This window comes from Paractinoplanes aksuensis, from assembly GCF_024137025.1.
GTDB lineage: Bacteria > Actinomycetota > Actinomycetes > Mycobacteriales > Micromonosporaceae > Actinoplanes > Actinoplanes aksuensis.
In genome coordinates, this window is the sequence record NZ_JAMYJR010000035.1 from 97464 (window position 1) to 110948 (window position 13485).

Sequence of the window (13485 nt, forward strand, 5' to 3'; positions counted from 1 at the left end):
CAGGAAGAAGCGGGCCGGGTGGCACCCGCCGCCGGCCTGTCGTGGGTCTGAGGTCAGGGGTGGCGGGTGAGGTATCCGCCCATAGAGCGGAAATACTCGGTCGCGCCGAGCTCGGTGCCGTCGTCGAGACGGACCCGCTCGACGGCCAGGCCGTGACTCGTGCCGCGGCGGGCCTCGGCGCCCGCCACGATCACGACGGCGTCGTCCTCGCGATAGAAGATGCGGCCGGGCGTGCCGCCGTAGATGCCCTGCGAGACCCGCGCCGCGACGATCCGCAGACGCTGGCCCTTGTGGAAGGTGAAGGCGTTCGGGTACGGGTCGCATTGGGCCCGGATCAGCCGGTCGAGCTCCTCGGCGGTCCAGGTCCAGTCGATCCGGTTGTCCTCGTCCGACCGCTTGTGGAAGAAACTGGCCTGCGACCTGTCCTGCGGCGTCCACTCGGTGCCGCCGGATTCGATCAGGGCCAGCCCGTCCACGGTGATCGGGCCGAACAGGTCGAGCGTCTTGTGGAACAGGTCGGCCGTGGTGTCGCGGGGGCCGACCGGAACCGAGCGCTGCAGCACGATGTCGCCCGCGTCGAGCTCGCCGTCCATCATGTGCGCGGTCACGCCGACCTCGCGCTCACCGTTGATGAGCGCCCAGATCAGGGGCGAGAAACCGGCGTACTTGGGCAGCAGCGAGTCGTGCACGTTGAGGGTGCCCAGCCGGGGCAGGTCGAAGACCTGGGGCGGGATCCACGTACGCCAGTTGGTGGCGACGATGACGTCCGGCGCGGCCTCTTTGAGCGGCAGCAACAGGTCGTCGTCGGGGCGGTCCCGGGTCTCGACCGGGATGCCGTGCTCGGCGGCCAGGTCGGCGACCGAGTCGCTCCAGATGCGCTCGTAGGCGTGATCGCTCTTCGGGTGGGTGACGACCAGTGTGACCTCGTGTTCCGAGTCCAGCAGCGCTTGCAGGGTCCGATGACCCCACGTCTGGTACCCGAACATGACAACCCGCACGGCTCCTCCTGACCCTTCCGCTGACCCATCGAGGTCGGCAAAAGTTAGGTTAGTCTAACCTCGCTTCCGCCGACTAGGAGGGGAAGCCGAACCCCTTGACGCCCGTGTCGACACACTCGACACCGACCACGAGGACTGCCGATGTCACCGACCGCCCCGCAGCGCGATATCCCGGTCTACGACCTGGTGGGAGTGGGTTTCGGTCCGTCCAATCTGGCTCTGGCCATCGCTGTCCAGGAGCACAACGACGACACCCCCGCGAACCCCGTCACCGCCGTTTTCTTCGAGCGGCAGGCCAGTTTCGGCTGGCATCGCGGCATGCTCCTGGAGGACGCCACCATGCAGGTGTCCTTCCTGAAAGACCTGGTCACCCTGCGCAACCCGGCCAGCCGCTACAGCTTCCTGTGCTACCTGCAGGACCGGGGCCGGCTGATCGACTTCATCAACCACAAGACGTTCTTCCCGCTCCGGGTCGAGTTCCACGACTACCTGGAGTGGGCGGCGGCCAGGGTCGGCGACGTGGTGCACTACGGCAGCGAGGTCACCGAGGTCGTCCCGGTGATCCGCGACGGCGTGATCGAGGCGTTCGACGTGCTCGCCCGCGGCGCCGACGGCCTGGTCACGGCGTGCCGGGCCCGCAACCTGGTGGTGGCCACCGGCCTGCGCCCGATCCTGCCCTCGGGGGTGGAGCTCGGCGAGCGCGTCTGGCACAGCCGTGACCTGCTGACCAACATCGGCCGGGTCGAGAAGGCGGACCGTTTCGTGGTGGTCGGGGCCGGTCAGAGCGCGGCCGAGATCACGGCGTTCCTGCACGAGAAATTCCCCACAGCCGAGGTCTGCGGCGTCTTCTCGCGCTACGGCTACAGCCCCGCCGATGACAGTTCTTTCGCCAACCGCATTTTCGACCCCGCCGCCGTCGACGACTACTTCGACGCCCCGGCCGAGGTCAAGACGATGCTGATGAACTACCACAGCAACACGAACTACTCGGTGGTCGACAACGACCTGATCGAGGACCTGTACCGGCGGGTCTACCGCGAGCGGGTGGGCGGGGTCAGCCGGCTGCGCCTGCTCAACATGTCACGGCTGGCCAGTGCCCAGGAACAGGGCGACCAGGTCTCGGTCGACATCGAGATGCTGACCACCAGCGAGCTGACCACGCTGGACGCCGACGTGCTGATCTGCGCCACCGGATACGCCCCGGTCGACCCGTTCCCCCTGCTGGGCGACGTGGCCGACCGCTGCGAGCGCGACGAGTTCGGCCGCCCCCTGGTCGACCGCGACTACCGCATCCGCACCGACGCCACGATGGCCGCGGGCATCTACCTGCAGGGCGGCACCGAACACACCCACGGCATCACGGCGTCACTGCTCTCGACGTCGGCCGTCCGCTCGGGCGACATCCTCGCCTCGATCACCGCCCCGGCCCGCACCACCCTCGGCGTCTCCTGACCGGGCCCGAGAACTCAGCGCGCCTGACGAACAGGCGCGCTGAGCAGCCGGCCCGGGCCGGTCAGCTTGCGCGGACGCGGTCGACAACGGCCTCGACCAGCGGGCCGGGCGCTTCTTCGGGGACCCAGTGGCCGACCCCGGGCAGGGCAAGGAACCGGTAACTCGCGTCGACCAGAGCCGCCGTGCCCTCGGCGGCGGCGCGGCCCACGACGAAGTCCTGCTCGCCCCAGACGAACGTGGTCGGCACCGCGATCCGGCCGATCACGGGAACGCGCGGGTCGTCGAGGGCGCGGTACCAGTTGAGGGCCGCGGTCAGCCGGGCCCGGTCGCGCATGGCTTCGGCGTACTGGTCGGCGCGCGGCCCGAAGCGGGGCAGGAGGAGGCCGGCCACGGTCTCGCCGGCGGCCGACCGCAGCACTCCGACGTAGGCGAGCCGCAGGCGTTGGGTCCAGCTCTTCTTCAGCGCTCGGGCCAGCGCCCTCGGGTGGGGCAGCGACACCGCGGTCAGGCTGAGCACCCGCTCGGGATGCTCGGCCGCGAGCCGCCAGGCGACCTGTGCGCCCCAGTCGTGCCCGACGATGTGGGCCGTGCCCAGGCCGAGGGCGTCGAGCAGGGCGACCGCGTCGGCCACCGGTTCGGTCAGGCGGTAGTCGCCAACCGCCGCGGGGCGGGCGCCCGGGGTGTAGCCGCGCTGGTCGTAGGCGTACGTCCGCAGGCCCGCGGCGTGCAGGCCGGGCAACACCTCGTCGAACTCGCGGTGGTCCTGGGGGAAGCCGTGCAGCAGGAGCACCGGTCGGCCGTCGGGTGGGCCCGCCGCGTACACGTCGAAGGTCAGGCCGCGCGCCGTGATCTGTTCCATGCCGCCGTTCAACGGTCGGATCCGGCGCGATTTTCACGATGTGACCGACGTCTTACCGATGAATGGGCCGAAAGCAGCCGTCCGGCCCCGGCGGCCACTGCCGCGACCACGACGACGGCGGCGGTGGCGACGCCGATCACCGGAGACAGCACGGCCGCGCCGGCGGCGATCACATAGCGCTTCATGGCCCGTACGTCAGGAAGCCTTTATGACGGTCAAGTGCTCCTCCCGGTGGCTGCCGCGGAGCAGGCCGAAGGCGGCGGCGGGGAACAGCGCCACGGACAGGATGCCCGCGCTGACCAGGGCGGCGGCCGAGACTGCGGAGAGCAGGCCGACGGCCAGGCCGACCTGGGTCGCGGCCACGATGAACGGGAGCGAGGTGGCCTGCAGGAAGCCGGCCGCGACGGACCGGCGTACACCCAGGACCTTGACGAACAGCAGTGCGGGCACGCCGCGGGCGAGGAGCAGCGCCAGCAGGAAAATCGGCACGCGCAGCAGTGCCTCGCGGTCGGCGAGCAGGCCGTCCAGGTCGAGTTGCAGGCCGGTCGTCACGTAGAAGACCGGGATCAGGAAACCGAAGCCGAGCGCGTCCAGTTTGGGACGGAAGTGCGGATGCTCGCGCGGGCGGCGGTCGAGGACGCTGAGCACCACGCCGGCCAGGAACGCGCCCAGGATCGTCTCGAGGCCGAAGCGGCTGGCCAGCGCGGTCAACGCGACCAGCAGGACGACGGCCAGCCGGATGCGGATCTGGGCCGTGGTCTCGCTCAACGACGTCAGGATCCGTTGCAGGCGGCCGCTGCGGCCGGTGAGCGCGACGGCCACGGTGAGCCCGGCCAGCAGACCGGCGTACGTGAGGAACAGCGCGGTGCGCGAGGTCGTGTCGCCCTCGGCGCCGAACAGGATCGAGAGCAGGATGATCGAGACCACGTCGGCCACCGTGCCGGCCACGATGACCGACTGGCCGAACGCGCTGCGGGCCTCGCCGGCGTCGCGGACCACGGGCACGACCAGGCCGAGCGCGGTGGCCGAGAGAATGATCACGAGCAGGGCCGGGTCGTCGATCCAGCCGGCCAGGGCCAGCGCCACCGCGATCGGGGTGGCCAGGGCCAGGGTGATCAGGTAGCCCAGGCTCGCCGAGCGGACCAGCGAGCCGCGCAGGTGGGCCGGGTCGATCTCGAGGCCGGCCAGGAACAGCAGGAAGGTCAGCCCGAGCCAGCCCAGCACGGCCACCGGCTCGTCGACCTCGGCCCAGCCCAGCACGGCCGGGCCGAGCACGACGCCGGCCGCGATCTCGAGGACGACCGAGGGCAGCCGCAGCCGGGGGAAGAAGCCGAGGGCGAGCGGGATCACCGCGCCGACGACGCAGACAAGGAGAAGGTTCTCGTAGGACAGATCGGCCACGCCGCCGGTCAACGACCGGGTGGGACGCCCGTTCAAGCCTGTGGGTCAGCTCTCAGCCAGGTAGGCCCGCACCAGCTCGTGCGCGCGGTAGCGGCCCGGCTGGTGCTCGGTCAGCAGGTGCGCGTCCCGCAGTTCGCGCAGCAGCGCGGGCGCGGTCCGGTCCGCGGCCAGGTCGTCGCCGGCCGTCCGCAGCAGCGCCTGGGCGCCCGGGGACAGCGCCCGGTACGACCACGAGAACGCCTCGCGGAGTTCGTCGAGACCGGTGGCCGCGATCCGATCCAGGGGCTCGTCGGCGACCCGGGCGCAGACCACGGCCAGGGCCAGCGGCAGCCGGCCGCCGAGCGCGACGATCCGGTCGGTCTCGGAGCCGCGCCCGCCTAGCCGTTGCTCGACCAGCTCGCGGGCCTCGGCCGCGCCGGGCAGGCCGACCGGCAGCCGGACGGCGCCGTGACCGGCGACGAGGGCGGTGAGCCGCACCCGGCTGGTCACCAGCACCAGACACGCGGCCGAGGCCGGCAGCAGGTGCCGCACCTGCTCGGCGTCCCGGCAGTTGTCCAGCACGATCAGCAGGCGGCGGTCGGCGACCAGGCTGCGGAACAGCCCGGCCTGCGCGTGCAGCTCGGCCGGGATGGCTCCGGCGGCGACACCGAGCGAGTGCAGGAAGCCGCGCAACGCCTCGGCCGGGGCCATCACGGTGCCCTGCCCCTGGAAGCCGCGCAGGTCCACGTACAACTGACCGTCGGGGAAGCCGGGCGCGAGCTGGTGGGCGAGGTGGACGGCGAGGGTCGTCTTGCCCACGCCGGGCATGCCGTCGACGGCCAGCACCCGCGGGCCGCCGGGCCGGGTCGCCGCGGCGTGGGCCCGCGCCAGCAGCGTCTCGCGACCCGTGAAGTACGGCGGGTCCGGCGGCAACTGGGTGGGCCGGGGCAGGCCGGAGGAGCATGCGGACGGGGGCGCGGCCGCCTGCTGGTGCAGCACCCGGTCGTACGCCTGGCGCAGTTCCCGGCCCGGGTCGAGCCCGATCTCCTCGGCCAGCCGCCGGCGGACGTCGTGGAAACGGGCCACCGCCTCGGCCTGCCGTCCGTCGGCGGCCAGCGCGACCAGCAGCCGGCTCTGCAGCGACTCGTCCAGCGGGTACTGGTCGGAAACCTGACGCAGCGGGGTGAGGACGGTCCGGGTCTGCTCGCAGGCGACGGCGGCGTCGGCCGCTTCCCGTACGCCCAGGGCCCGCTCCCCCTCGATGGCCGCGAACGCCGGATGCCGCCCCAGTCCGGCCGCGCATCGCCCCCGCCACAGTTCCAACCCTCGCGAGTACGCGGCCAGGGCGCCCGCGGCATCGCCGGTGGCCATCCGGCTGCGGCCCTGTTCGATCAGCGCCCGGAAGCGCAGCAGGTCGAACGAGACCGGCTCGACCCGCAGGCGATAGCCGGTCTGCTCGCGCAACAGGTAACGGCCGACCTCGCGGGTTCGCAGCCCGGGCTCGAGCAGGCGGCGCAGGGCCCCGATCTGCCGGTGCACGGCGTTGGCCGCGCTGGGCGGGGCGTCGCCCTCCCAGAGCAGCTCGACCAGGTCGTCCATCGGCACCAGCCCACCGGCCCGGGCCAGCAGCAGGGCGAGCACGAGCTGCTGCTGACGCGGGCCCAGCGGGATCTCGGCGTCGTCACGGCGGACGCGCATCGACCCGAGGAGATCGAAGTTCACGAGCGTCAGTTTATACAATCTACTGTTGTAGTAAATCGGTGTCCCGCGTCACGGCGTTGAACAGACCCGTCGAGCCGTCGTTGACCGGGGGCGACGAAGGAGGTGCGCATGGACAGCAGCGCGCTGCCGGACGACCGGGTCGCGGCCTTCCAGCTCTTCCAGCGCCTCGGCAAGCGGGTGCTGCGACCGGGTGGCCGCGAGCTCACGACCTGGCTGCTGGACGAGTTGCGGTTGCCCGGGGCGACCGTGGTCGAACTGGCGGCCGGCGCCGGGGACACCGGCCGGCTGGCCCGGGCCCACGGCGCGGCCTCGTACATCGGGGTCGATCTGCACCCCGGCGACCCCGAACACGCCGTACGGGCCGACGCCGCCACAACCGGCCTGGCCGCGGACTCGGCCGACGTGGTGTTCGGCGAGGCGCTCCTCAGCATGCAGGGCGACGGGGCCAAGCACCGGATCCTGACCGAGGCGACGCGACTGTTACGCCCCGGCGGCCGGTTCGGGCTGCACGAGCTGGCCCTGGTGCCGGACTCGCTGGACGAGGACGCGCGCACCCGCATCCGGCGCTCGCTGGCCCAGGTCATGCACGTCAACGCCCGGCCGCTGACCGTCGGCGAGTGGACCGGGCTGCTGGCCGTGCACGGCCTGACGGTCGAGGCCGCCCGCCCGGCCCCGATGGCCCTGCTGCAGCCCCGCCGCCTGATCGCCGACGAGGGCGTGCCCGGCGCGGCCCGCTTCGTCGGCAACGTGCTGCGCCGCCCGGACGCGCGGCACCGCATCCTCGCCATCCGCCGCACCCTGCGCGAACACCGCGCCCACCTCGCCGCCGTGGCGATCGTGGCCCATCTCTGAGGATTGGAAACAACGCCGTGTCTCACCATCTCGACTCCCCCCTGGCCCGCCAGGACGCCCGTCTCAACATCACCGACCAGTACGTGTTCGACGTGCCCGGCGCGACCGTGTTCGTGATGGACGTGCGCACCTCGCTGGCCGGCGAGGACAAGCCGCTCGGCTTCCACCCCGAGGGCCGGTACGAGTTCAAGATCCACCTCGACGGGGCCGCGGTCGAGGACCTGACCTACCGGTTCGTCTTCGAGGACGGCCCGGACTACCGGGTCTACCGGCTGACCGGCGCCGAGGCGGCGGACGACACCGCCGTAGGCGTGCAGATCGCCCACGGGCATCTCGGCAAAGAGATCACCGGCGACGGCGACGAGACCATCTGGGCCGGCCGGGCCGCCGAGCCGTTCTATCTCGACCTGCGCCAGCTGGGCGCGGTCGACGAGCTGGTGCAGCACGGCCGGGACGCCGACCTGCGCCCACCGGCCGACGTGGCCAGCACGTTCGCCGGCTCCACGGTGTCCACCATCGTGCTGCGGGTGCCGCTGACCGACCCCCGGCTGCGCACCGGCCGCCCGATCCGGGTCTGGAGCGTCACCAAGCTGGCCACCGACGCCGGCGGCTGGGGGCAGATCAACCGGGCCGGGCTGCCGATGATCTGGCCGATCTTCCGCGACCACGACTCGCAGGCGGCCAGCCACGCCAACGAGACGGTGCCGGCCGACGACATCGCCAACTACGGCGCGGCCACGGGCGAGCTGATCGCCGAGGCGGTGCGGCGGCTCGAGACGTCGGGCCGGCCCGAGGCGTACGCGGCCGAGGTCGTACAGCGGATCTTCCCGGACACCCTGCCGTACGTCGTGGGCACGCCGGCGGCCTTCTCGTTCGCCGCGTTCAACGGGCGGCACCTCGGCGACAACGCCCCCGAGGTGATGTTCTCGCTGGTCACCAACTCGGCGGTGAGCACGGGGCTGGCCCCGACGACGACGTCGGACGAGTTCCCGTACGTCATTCCGGCCAACTAGGGAGTCGAGGTCGCCGGAGCCCGGCAGGCAGGGGGGGCGAGAGGCCGGGCCCCGGCGACCGGCTATTTGACGCGCTGGCCGTCGGGGGCGACCGCGAACCAGGTGCCGCCGACGCCCTGGCCCTTCAGGTCGCCGGGGTTCTTGTCCTGGGCGAAGCGGTAGACGGGCCAGCCGCCGACGGTCAGCTGCACCGTGCCGTCGTCGCGGCGGATCGCGCCGATCATCTCGGGGTCGACGCCGGCCAGGTAGACGTTGCCGGTCTCCTGGATGGTCACGGGCGGCCACTTCTGGGCGCAGTCGTCGAAGCAGGTGGTCTTGGACGGGTCAGCCGAGTCGTCGTCGAACCGGTAGAGGGCGGCCTGGTTGATGTTGATCAGGTGCGGCTTGTTCAGCGGGGGCGAGGTGACCGCGGACAGCTGGACCCAGACCGGGGGCTGCTCCTGCACCTCGATGCCGATCACCGTGCCGCCGTTGCCGGTTTTGCCGTCCTTCTCGGCGGTCGAGTTGACCAGCTTGAGCTCATCGTCCTCGGCCGGGGTGGTGACCGACGCGGCGGGCGGCGGTGCGGGTTGATCTCCGGCGTCACCGATGGTCACAGTCTTGCCGCAGCCGGCCGCGAGCATCGCGGCGCCGAGAAGGACGACCGCGGCACGGGTCTTGATCAGCGTCATGCCCGACACACGAGACAGCCCGCCTCAATGGTTCGAGTTCCTCTGCTCCTCTGTGACGTGGGCCTCCCCGATCGCTCCAGGTGTCACACCTTGTCGCGCCGAGCCGTCAAAGGTTCATGGCAGCACGGATCAAGCAGACCCGCTCGCAGAAGGTGTCGGCGGCCGCGGCCGGGGTCGACGAGCGGTTCCAGGTCTCCACACCCCTGCGCGGAGTGCTCAACAAGGTGTTCCCGGACCACTGGTCCTTCCTGCTGGGCGAGATCGCGCTGTTCTCGTTCATCGCCCTGCTGCTGACCGGGGTGTTCCTCACCCTGTTCTACGAGCCGTCGATGCAGGAAGTCACCTACCAGGGGTCGTATCCGGCGCTGCGCGGGGTCGAGGTCAGCAAGGCCTACCAGTCGACCCTCGATCTGTCGTTCGAGGTGCGCGGGGGCTTGTTCGTGCGGCAGATGCACCACTGGTCGGCGCTGCTGTTCATGGCGGCGATCGTCGTGCACATGGCCCGTACGTTCTTCACGGGTGCTTTCCGCAAGCCGCGCGAAGCCAACTGGGTGCTCGGCGTCGGCCTGTTCGTGTTCGGCTTCCTGGCCGGGTTCACCGGTTACTCGCTGCCGGACGACGGGCTTTCCGGCACCGGGCTCCGCATCGCGTCGGCCATCATCCTGTCGATCCCGGTCATCGGCACCTGGACGTCGGCCGCGCTGTTCGGCGGCGAGTTCCCGGGTGATCTCATCATCGGGCGGTTCTTCATCCTGCACGTGCTGCTGATCCCGGCCGTGCTGCTGGCCCTGATCGCCGTCCATGTGGGCTTGGTCTTCATCCAGAAACACACTCAATGGCCGGGACCGGGGAGGACCGAGCACAACGTGGTCGGCGAGCGCATGTTCCCGCGGTACGCGCTCAAACAGGGCGGCATGTTCATGTCGGTGTTCGCGGTGCTCGCCCTGAGCGCCGGGTTGTTCCAGATCAACCCGATCTGGCTGTTCGGCCCGTACCGGCCGGCTGATGTGTCGGCGGCCAGCCAGCCCGACTGGTACGTCATGTTCCTCGACGGCCTGGTGCGGCTCATGCCGGCCTGGCAGATCACCATTCCGATCGGGGACGGCTACAGCATCCCGCCCATCTTCTGGCCGGCGGTGGCCGGGTTCGGCGCGCTGCTCACCTTGACCGCGGCCTATCCGTTCCTGGAAAGACGATGGAACAAGGACTACGAGCGGCACAACCTGTTGCAGCGGCCACGCGACGTGCCGCACCGGACGGGGCTGGGCGTGATGGCGTTGACGTTCTTCTTCATCGCGACGGTCTCCGGCGGCAACGACATCATCGCCGACAAATTCCACGTCAGCCTCAACGCGATGACGTGGGCCGGGCGGATCGGGCTGATCATCGGGCCGGCGGTGGCGTACGCGGTCACGGTGCGCCTCTGCCTGGGGCTGCAGCAGCACGACCGGGAGGTGCTGGCGCACGGGGTGGAGACCGGCATCATCCGGCGGCTGCCGAACGGGGCCTTCGAAGAGGTGCACCAGCCGCTCGCGGTCGACCCGCCGAAGTACGGCGGGTGGGTCGTGCCGAAGAAGATGAACCGGGTGGGGGCGTTGCCGCCGGCCGTCAAGGGCTTCTTCTTCCCGGTCGAGCACGCGGCGCCCCGGGCGGTCTCGGGCGCGCTCGAAGCCAACGGCTCCTCAACCGCGCTCACAGCCAATGGCCCCTCAACCGCGCTCACGGCCAACGGCTCCTCGGCCAACGGCTCCTCGGCCAACGGCTCTTCAGCTCCGGCGGACGCCGATCACGGCCGGCAGGAGGTGGGTTAGCCCGGCTCGGACTCGTGGCCGGCCGGGACGGAGCGCAGCAGGCCGTCGTACGCGTGCTCGGCGGTGATGTCACCGGTGACCACGCGGTGGATCGTGCGGGTGATGGGCATGGCCAGCCCGTACTGGTCGGCCAACTGGGTCGCGGCGTGCACGGTCTTGACGCCCTCGGCGACCTGACCCATCTCGGCCAGGATCTCGTCGAGGCTGCGGCCACGCCCCAGCTGCTCGCCGACGTACCGGTTGCGGCTGTGCGGGCTGATGCAGGTGGCCACCAGATCACCCATCCCGGCCAGCCCGGCCAGGGTCGCCGGCTCGCCACCCATCGCGACGGCGAGGGTGCTCAGCTCGGCCAGCCCGCGCGAGATCACCCCCGCCCGCGTGTTGTCACCGACGCCGAGCCCCTGCGCGATCCCGGTCGCGATGGCGACGACGTTCTTGAGGGCGCCACCGACCTCACAACCGATGACATCGTGGTTGGTGTAGACGCGGAGCAGCCCCCGCCGAAACACGCGCTGCAGCTCGGCCGCGACCGTCAGATCCTCGGTCGCGATCACGGTCGCCGCGGCCATACCGGCCATGATCTCTTTGGCCAGGTTGGGCCCGGTGAGCGCGGCCGCCGGATGCCCCGGCAGCACGTCCTTGATCACCTCGGTCATCCGCAGCAGCGAGTCCCGCTCCAGCCCCTTGCTGAGACTGACCACGGGAATCCACGGGTGCAGATGCGGCCGCACCTGCTCGAGGGTCGCGCGAAAAGCCCCCGTGGGTACGCCGACCACGAGCAACTCGGCATGGCCGGCCGCCTCGGCCAGGTCGGCCGTGGCCCGCAGCCGGTCGGGCAGCGGAAAGCCCTTGAGATAGCGCTCGTTGGTGTGCTTGACGCCGATCTCTTCCGCCGCCTCGGGATTACGGGCCCAGATCAGCGACTCATGATCCCGCCGGGTCAGGACGGAAGCGACCGTCGTACCCCACGATCCCGCGCCCAGCACAGTGACCCGCATGGTTCCCCTCTCCCTGACGTGGGTCGAGGATACGGTGCCCACCCCCGTTCCGGGCCTACCGGCGTTGCTTCGAAGTGGTGTACTGACGATCACGCCCAGCAACCATGAACGGGGAAACGTGACAACCGGACAATCCGTGCGCGGACGCTACGGCGGCCCCGCCGAGTTCATCGCCTTCGCCGGCATCTTCGTGGTGCTGATCCTCCTCGCCGTGGGCACCCTGATCGCCGGCGCCCACATCATGTCCAACGGTTGCATCGTCGGAACGAGTCAGGACCTCTGCCCGATCAACGGCCCGGAATGGTCGCGCCCCCTCCCCGCGTACGCCATCGCCCTGGGCGTCCTCTCCGGCTTCGTCGGCCTGGCCGCCGGCCGCCCGGTCCGCAACCCCGCCCTCACCACCGGCTACGTCCTGGTCGCCACCGGCCTGCTCATCAGCCTCCTGATCGGCTGACCGAACCACCCCTCGCACGACGATCGGCTCGTTGATTCGACATAGTCACGCGACTATAGTCGTGCGATGACGCACAATCGGGGAAACCACCGACGTGACTGAGCTTCGCACCGTGACCGTGCCGATTGTCGTCGGGCGGGATGAGGACGGCGTTTGGTGTGCTTGCGCCCAGTTACGCCCGGGTGCGGGTGCACACGGCGAGGGCGAGACCGAGGACGCTGCGGTCGAAGATCTCCGCCAGGCACTGATCGGGCTGATCGAGGAGTTCGGCGTTCCCCGGGAGCTTTCGGTCACCGTGGCTGCTTGATGCCGCCGCTCCCCTGCATCCCGGCACCGGATCTGACTTCGGCTGCGCGGCGGCGGCCGTATTCGGCCAGGGCGTGGAAGGCGGCCTTGGGGGTCCAGGAAGGCCCGAGTACAAGATGCGGGGCATTCCCGCGGTCCTGGTCGACATCGTGGACGAGCTGTTCCTACCCCTCGTGCGGGTGCGGGGTTGAGCCGGACCGGCGGGTGGTGGCTGCGGTGCGTACCTCGTCGGTTTCCATCGGGTCGGTGGTCAGAAAGTCGAGTCTTTCGTTGACTTCCGGGGTGAGGGGGGCGTGTTCGGCGCCGAACTCGCGGACGGCCGGCTCGCAGTCCCAGAGGGCCTCGGCCAGGCGGGGATGGACGTGGTCGGGGTCGAGGATGAACAGCGCCCGCAGATAGGCGGCCCGTTCGTACGAGTGGGGGCTGTGCCACAGGCGGTGCAGACGGGGCACGGCGGTTCGGGCCGCCTCGCCACCGATGCGGGCCAGACCCGCGGCCAGGTCGTCGTAGCCGCAGAGGTCGTCGGGGCGGCTGTCGAGCCAGTCCCAGGCGGTGATCAGGGCCGGGGCGTCAGCTTCATCGCCGTGCTCGGCGAGCAGCGTGCAGGCCGACCAGCGCACGGGATGTGCCGCGGTCGCGGACCAGCGGCGGGCGAGGGGAAGCGCCCGGGGGCCGAGCAGGTCGAGGGAACGGCGCACTGCTGCGCGCAGGTCATCGACCGGAAGGCCGTCGAGCAGAGGCAACAGGCCGGGCCCAGGCCGTCGCGCTCTCGGCGAAAGAGCTGGCGCCGCCCGGCCGGCCCCGCCCCCACCCGTCGCGACCCCCTCACCTGCATGGTCCGCGCCGGAGCCGACACCGACGGCAACCCCCTCCTCGTAGACCTGAGCCGCCTCGACGGCGTCCTGAGCATCACCGGCGACCCCGCCGTGGCCCGCCAGGTCATCCAGAACCTGGTGGCCGAGGTGACCC

The 13485-nt window shown here is 71.1% G+C and carries 13 protein-coding genes and 1 pseudogene; 6 read left to right on the forward strand and 8 right to left on the reverse strand.

All coding sequences use genetic code 11. The annotated features are described in order from the left end of the window. Window positions 1-53 precede the first annotated feature (53 nt). A complete protein-coding gene (locus M1L60_RS31910; RefSeq protein ID WP_253241262.1) occupies window positions 54-998 on the reverse strand; it encodes a methionyl-tRNA formyltransferase in 945 nt (314 codons plus the stop codon). 141 nt (window positions 999-1139) lie between these two features. Between M1L60_RS31910 and M1L60_RS31915 the strand changes: the two genes are divergently transcribed. Next, a complete protein-coding gene (locus tag M1L60_RS31915) occupies window positions 1140-2450 on the forward strand; it encodes a lysine N(6)-hydroxylase/L-ornithine N(5)-oxygenase family protein (RefSeq protein WP_253241263.1) in 1311 nt (436 codons plus the stop codon). Window positions 2451-2511: 61 nt separating this feature from the next. Here the strand turns inward: M1L60_RS31915 and M1L60_RS31920 are convergent, their stop codons facing one another. From M1L60_RS31920 to M1L60_RS31935, 4 genes are read right to left on the reverse strand one after another with little or no spacing between them, the layout of a single operon-like run. Beyond that, window positions 2512-3309 carry an alpha/beta fold hydrolase gene (locus tag M1L60_RS31920; protein ID WP_253241264.1) on the reverse strand — a complete coding sequence of 266 codons (798 nt, stop codon included), beginning with the start codon at window positions 3307-3309 and terminating at the stop codon, window positions 2512-2514. Between the two features lie 8 nt (window positions 3310-3317). Next, window positions 3318-3494, reverse strand: coding sequence for a hypothetical protein (locus tag M1L60_RS31925; protein ID WP_253241265.1), 177 nt, complete (start codon window positions 3492-3494; stop codon window positions 3318-3320). A 10-nt stretch (window positions 3495-3504) separates the two neighbouring features. Then, window positions 3505-4746 carry a cation:proton antiporter gene (locus M1L60_RS31930; protein ID WP_253241266.1) on the reverse strand — a complete coding sequence of 414 codons (1242 nt, stop codon included), beginning with the start codon at window positions 4744-4746 and terminating at the stop codon, window positions 3505-3507. 9 nt (window positions 4747-4755) lie between these two features. Next, a complete protein-coding gene (locus M1L60_RS31935) occupies window positions 4756-6411 on the reverse strand; it encodes an AfsR/SARP family transcriptional regulator (protein WP_253241267.1) in 1656 nt (551 codons plus the stop codon). A gap of 108 nt (window positions 6412-6519) precedes the next feature. On the opposite strand from M1L60_RS31935, the gene M1L60_RS31940 reads away from it, so the two are divergent. After that, the gene (locus M1L60_RS31940) at window positions 6520-7263 is read left to right on the forward strand and encodes a class I SAM-dependent methyltransferase (RefSeq protein ID WP_253241268.1); all 744 of its coding nucleotides are present in this window, start codon (window positions 6520-6522) and stop codon (window positions 7261-7263) included. Window positions 7264-7280: 17 nt separating this feature from the next. Then, the gene (locus M1L60_RS31945) at window positions 7281-8276 is read left to right on the forward strand and encodes a DUF4331 family protein (protein ID WP_253241269.1); all 996 of its coding nucleotides are present in this window, start codon (window positions 7281-7283) and stop codon (window positions 8274-8276) included. Between the two features lie 62 nt (window positions 8277-8338). Here the strand turns inward: M1L60_RS31945 and M1L60_RS31950 are convergent, their stop codons facing one another. Further along, window positions 8339-8947: a hypothetical protein gene (locus M1L60_RS31950; protein ID WP_253241270.1), complete on the reverse strand. Its 609-nt coding sequence runs from the start codon at window positions 8945-8947 to the stop codon at window positions 8339-8341. Between the two features lie 116 nt (window positions 8948-9063). Between M1L60_RS31950 and qcrB the strand changes: the two are divergent. Continuing rightward, window positions 9064-10605 (forward strand): annotated as a pseudogene (gene qcrB, locus M1L60_RS31955) (cytochrome bc1 complex cytochrome b subunit); the annotation flags it as partial. Window positions 10606-10754: 149 nt separating this feature from the next. Here the strand turns inward: qcrB and M1L60_RS31960 are convergent. Then, complete coding sequence (locus M1L60_RS31960; protein WP_253241272.1) at window positions 10755-11756, reverse strand: NAD(P)H-dependent glycerol-3-phosphate dehydrogenase; 1002 nt, start codon at window positions 11754-11756, stop codon at window positions 10755-10757. A 136-nt stretch (window positions 11757-11892) separates the two neighbouring features. On the opposite strand from M1L60_RS31960, the gene M1L60_RS31965 reads away from it, so the two are divergent. Continuing rightward, entirely contained in the window at window positions 11893-12210 is a 318-nt protein-coding gene (locus M1L60_RS31965) for a hypothetical protein (RefSeq protein WP_253241273.1), read from the forward strand. A 112-nt stretch (window positions 12211-12322) separates the two neighbouring features. Continuing rightward, a complete protein-coding gene (locus M1L60_RS31970; protein WP_253241274.1) occupies window positions 12323-12517 on the forward strand; it encodes a hypothetical protein in 195 nt (64 codons plus the stop codon). A 163-nt stretch (window positions 12518-12680) separates the two neighbouring features. On the opposite strand, the gene M1L60_RS31975 is transcribed toward M1L60_RS31970, so the two are convergent. After that, the gene (locus M1L60_RS31975) at window positions 12681-13259 is read right to left on the reverse strand and encodes a HEAT repeat domain-containing protein (RefSeq protein WP_253241275.1); all 579 of its coding nucleotides are present in this window, start codon (window positions 13257-13259) and stop codon (window positions 12681-12683) included. Between the last annotated feature and the right edge of the window lie 226 nt (window positions 13260-13485).

Coding starts and splice junctions, on each gene's coding strand:
- M1L60_RS31940 (WP_253241268.1), top strand. CDS start 6,520: ATGGACAGCAGCGCGCTGCCGGACGACCGGGTCGCGGCCTTCCAGCTC.
- M1L60_RS31960 (WP_253241272.1), bottom strand. CDS start 11,756: ATGCGGGTCACTGTGCTGGGCGCGGGATCGTGGGGTACGACGGTCGCT.
- M1L60_RS31920 (WP_253241264.1), bottom strand. CDS start 3,309: ATGGAACAGATCACGGCGCGCGGCCTGACCTTCGACGTGTACGCGGCG.
- M1L60_RS31915 (WP_253241263.1), top strand. CDS start 1,140: ATGTCACCGACCGCCCCGCAGCGCGATATCCCGGTCTACGACCTGGTG.
- M1L60_RS31950 (WP_253241270.1), bottom strand. CDS start 8,947: ATGACGCTGATCAAGACCCGTGCCGCGGTCGTCCTTCTCGGCGCCGCG.
- M1L60_RS31925 (WP_253241265.1), bottom strand. CDS start 3,494: ATGAAGCGCTATGTGATCGCCGCCGGCGCGGCCGTGCTGTCTCCGGTG.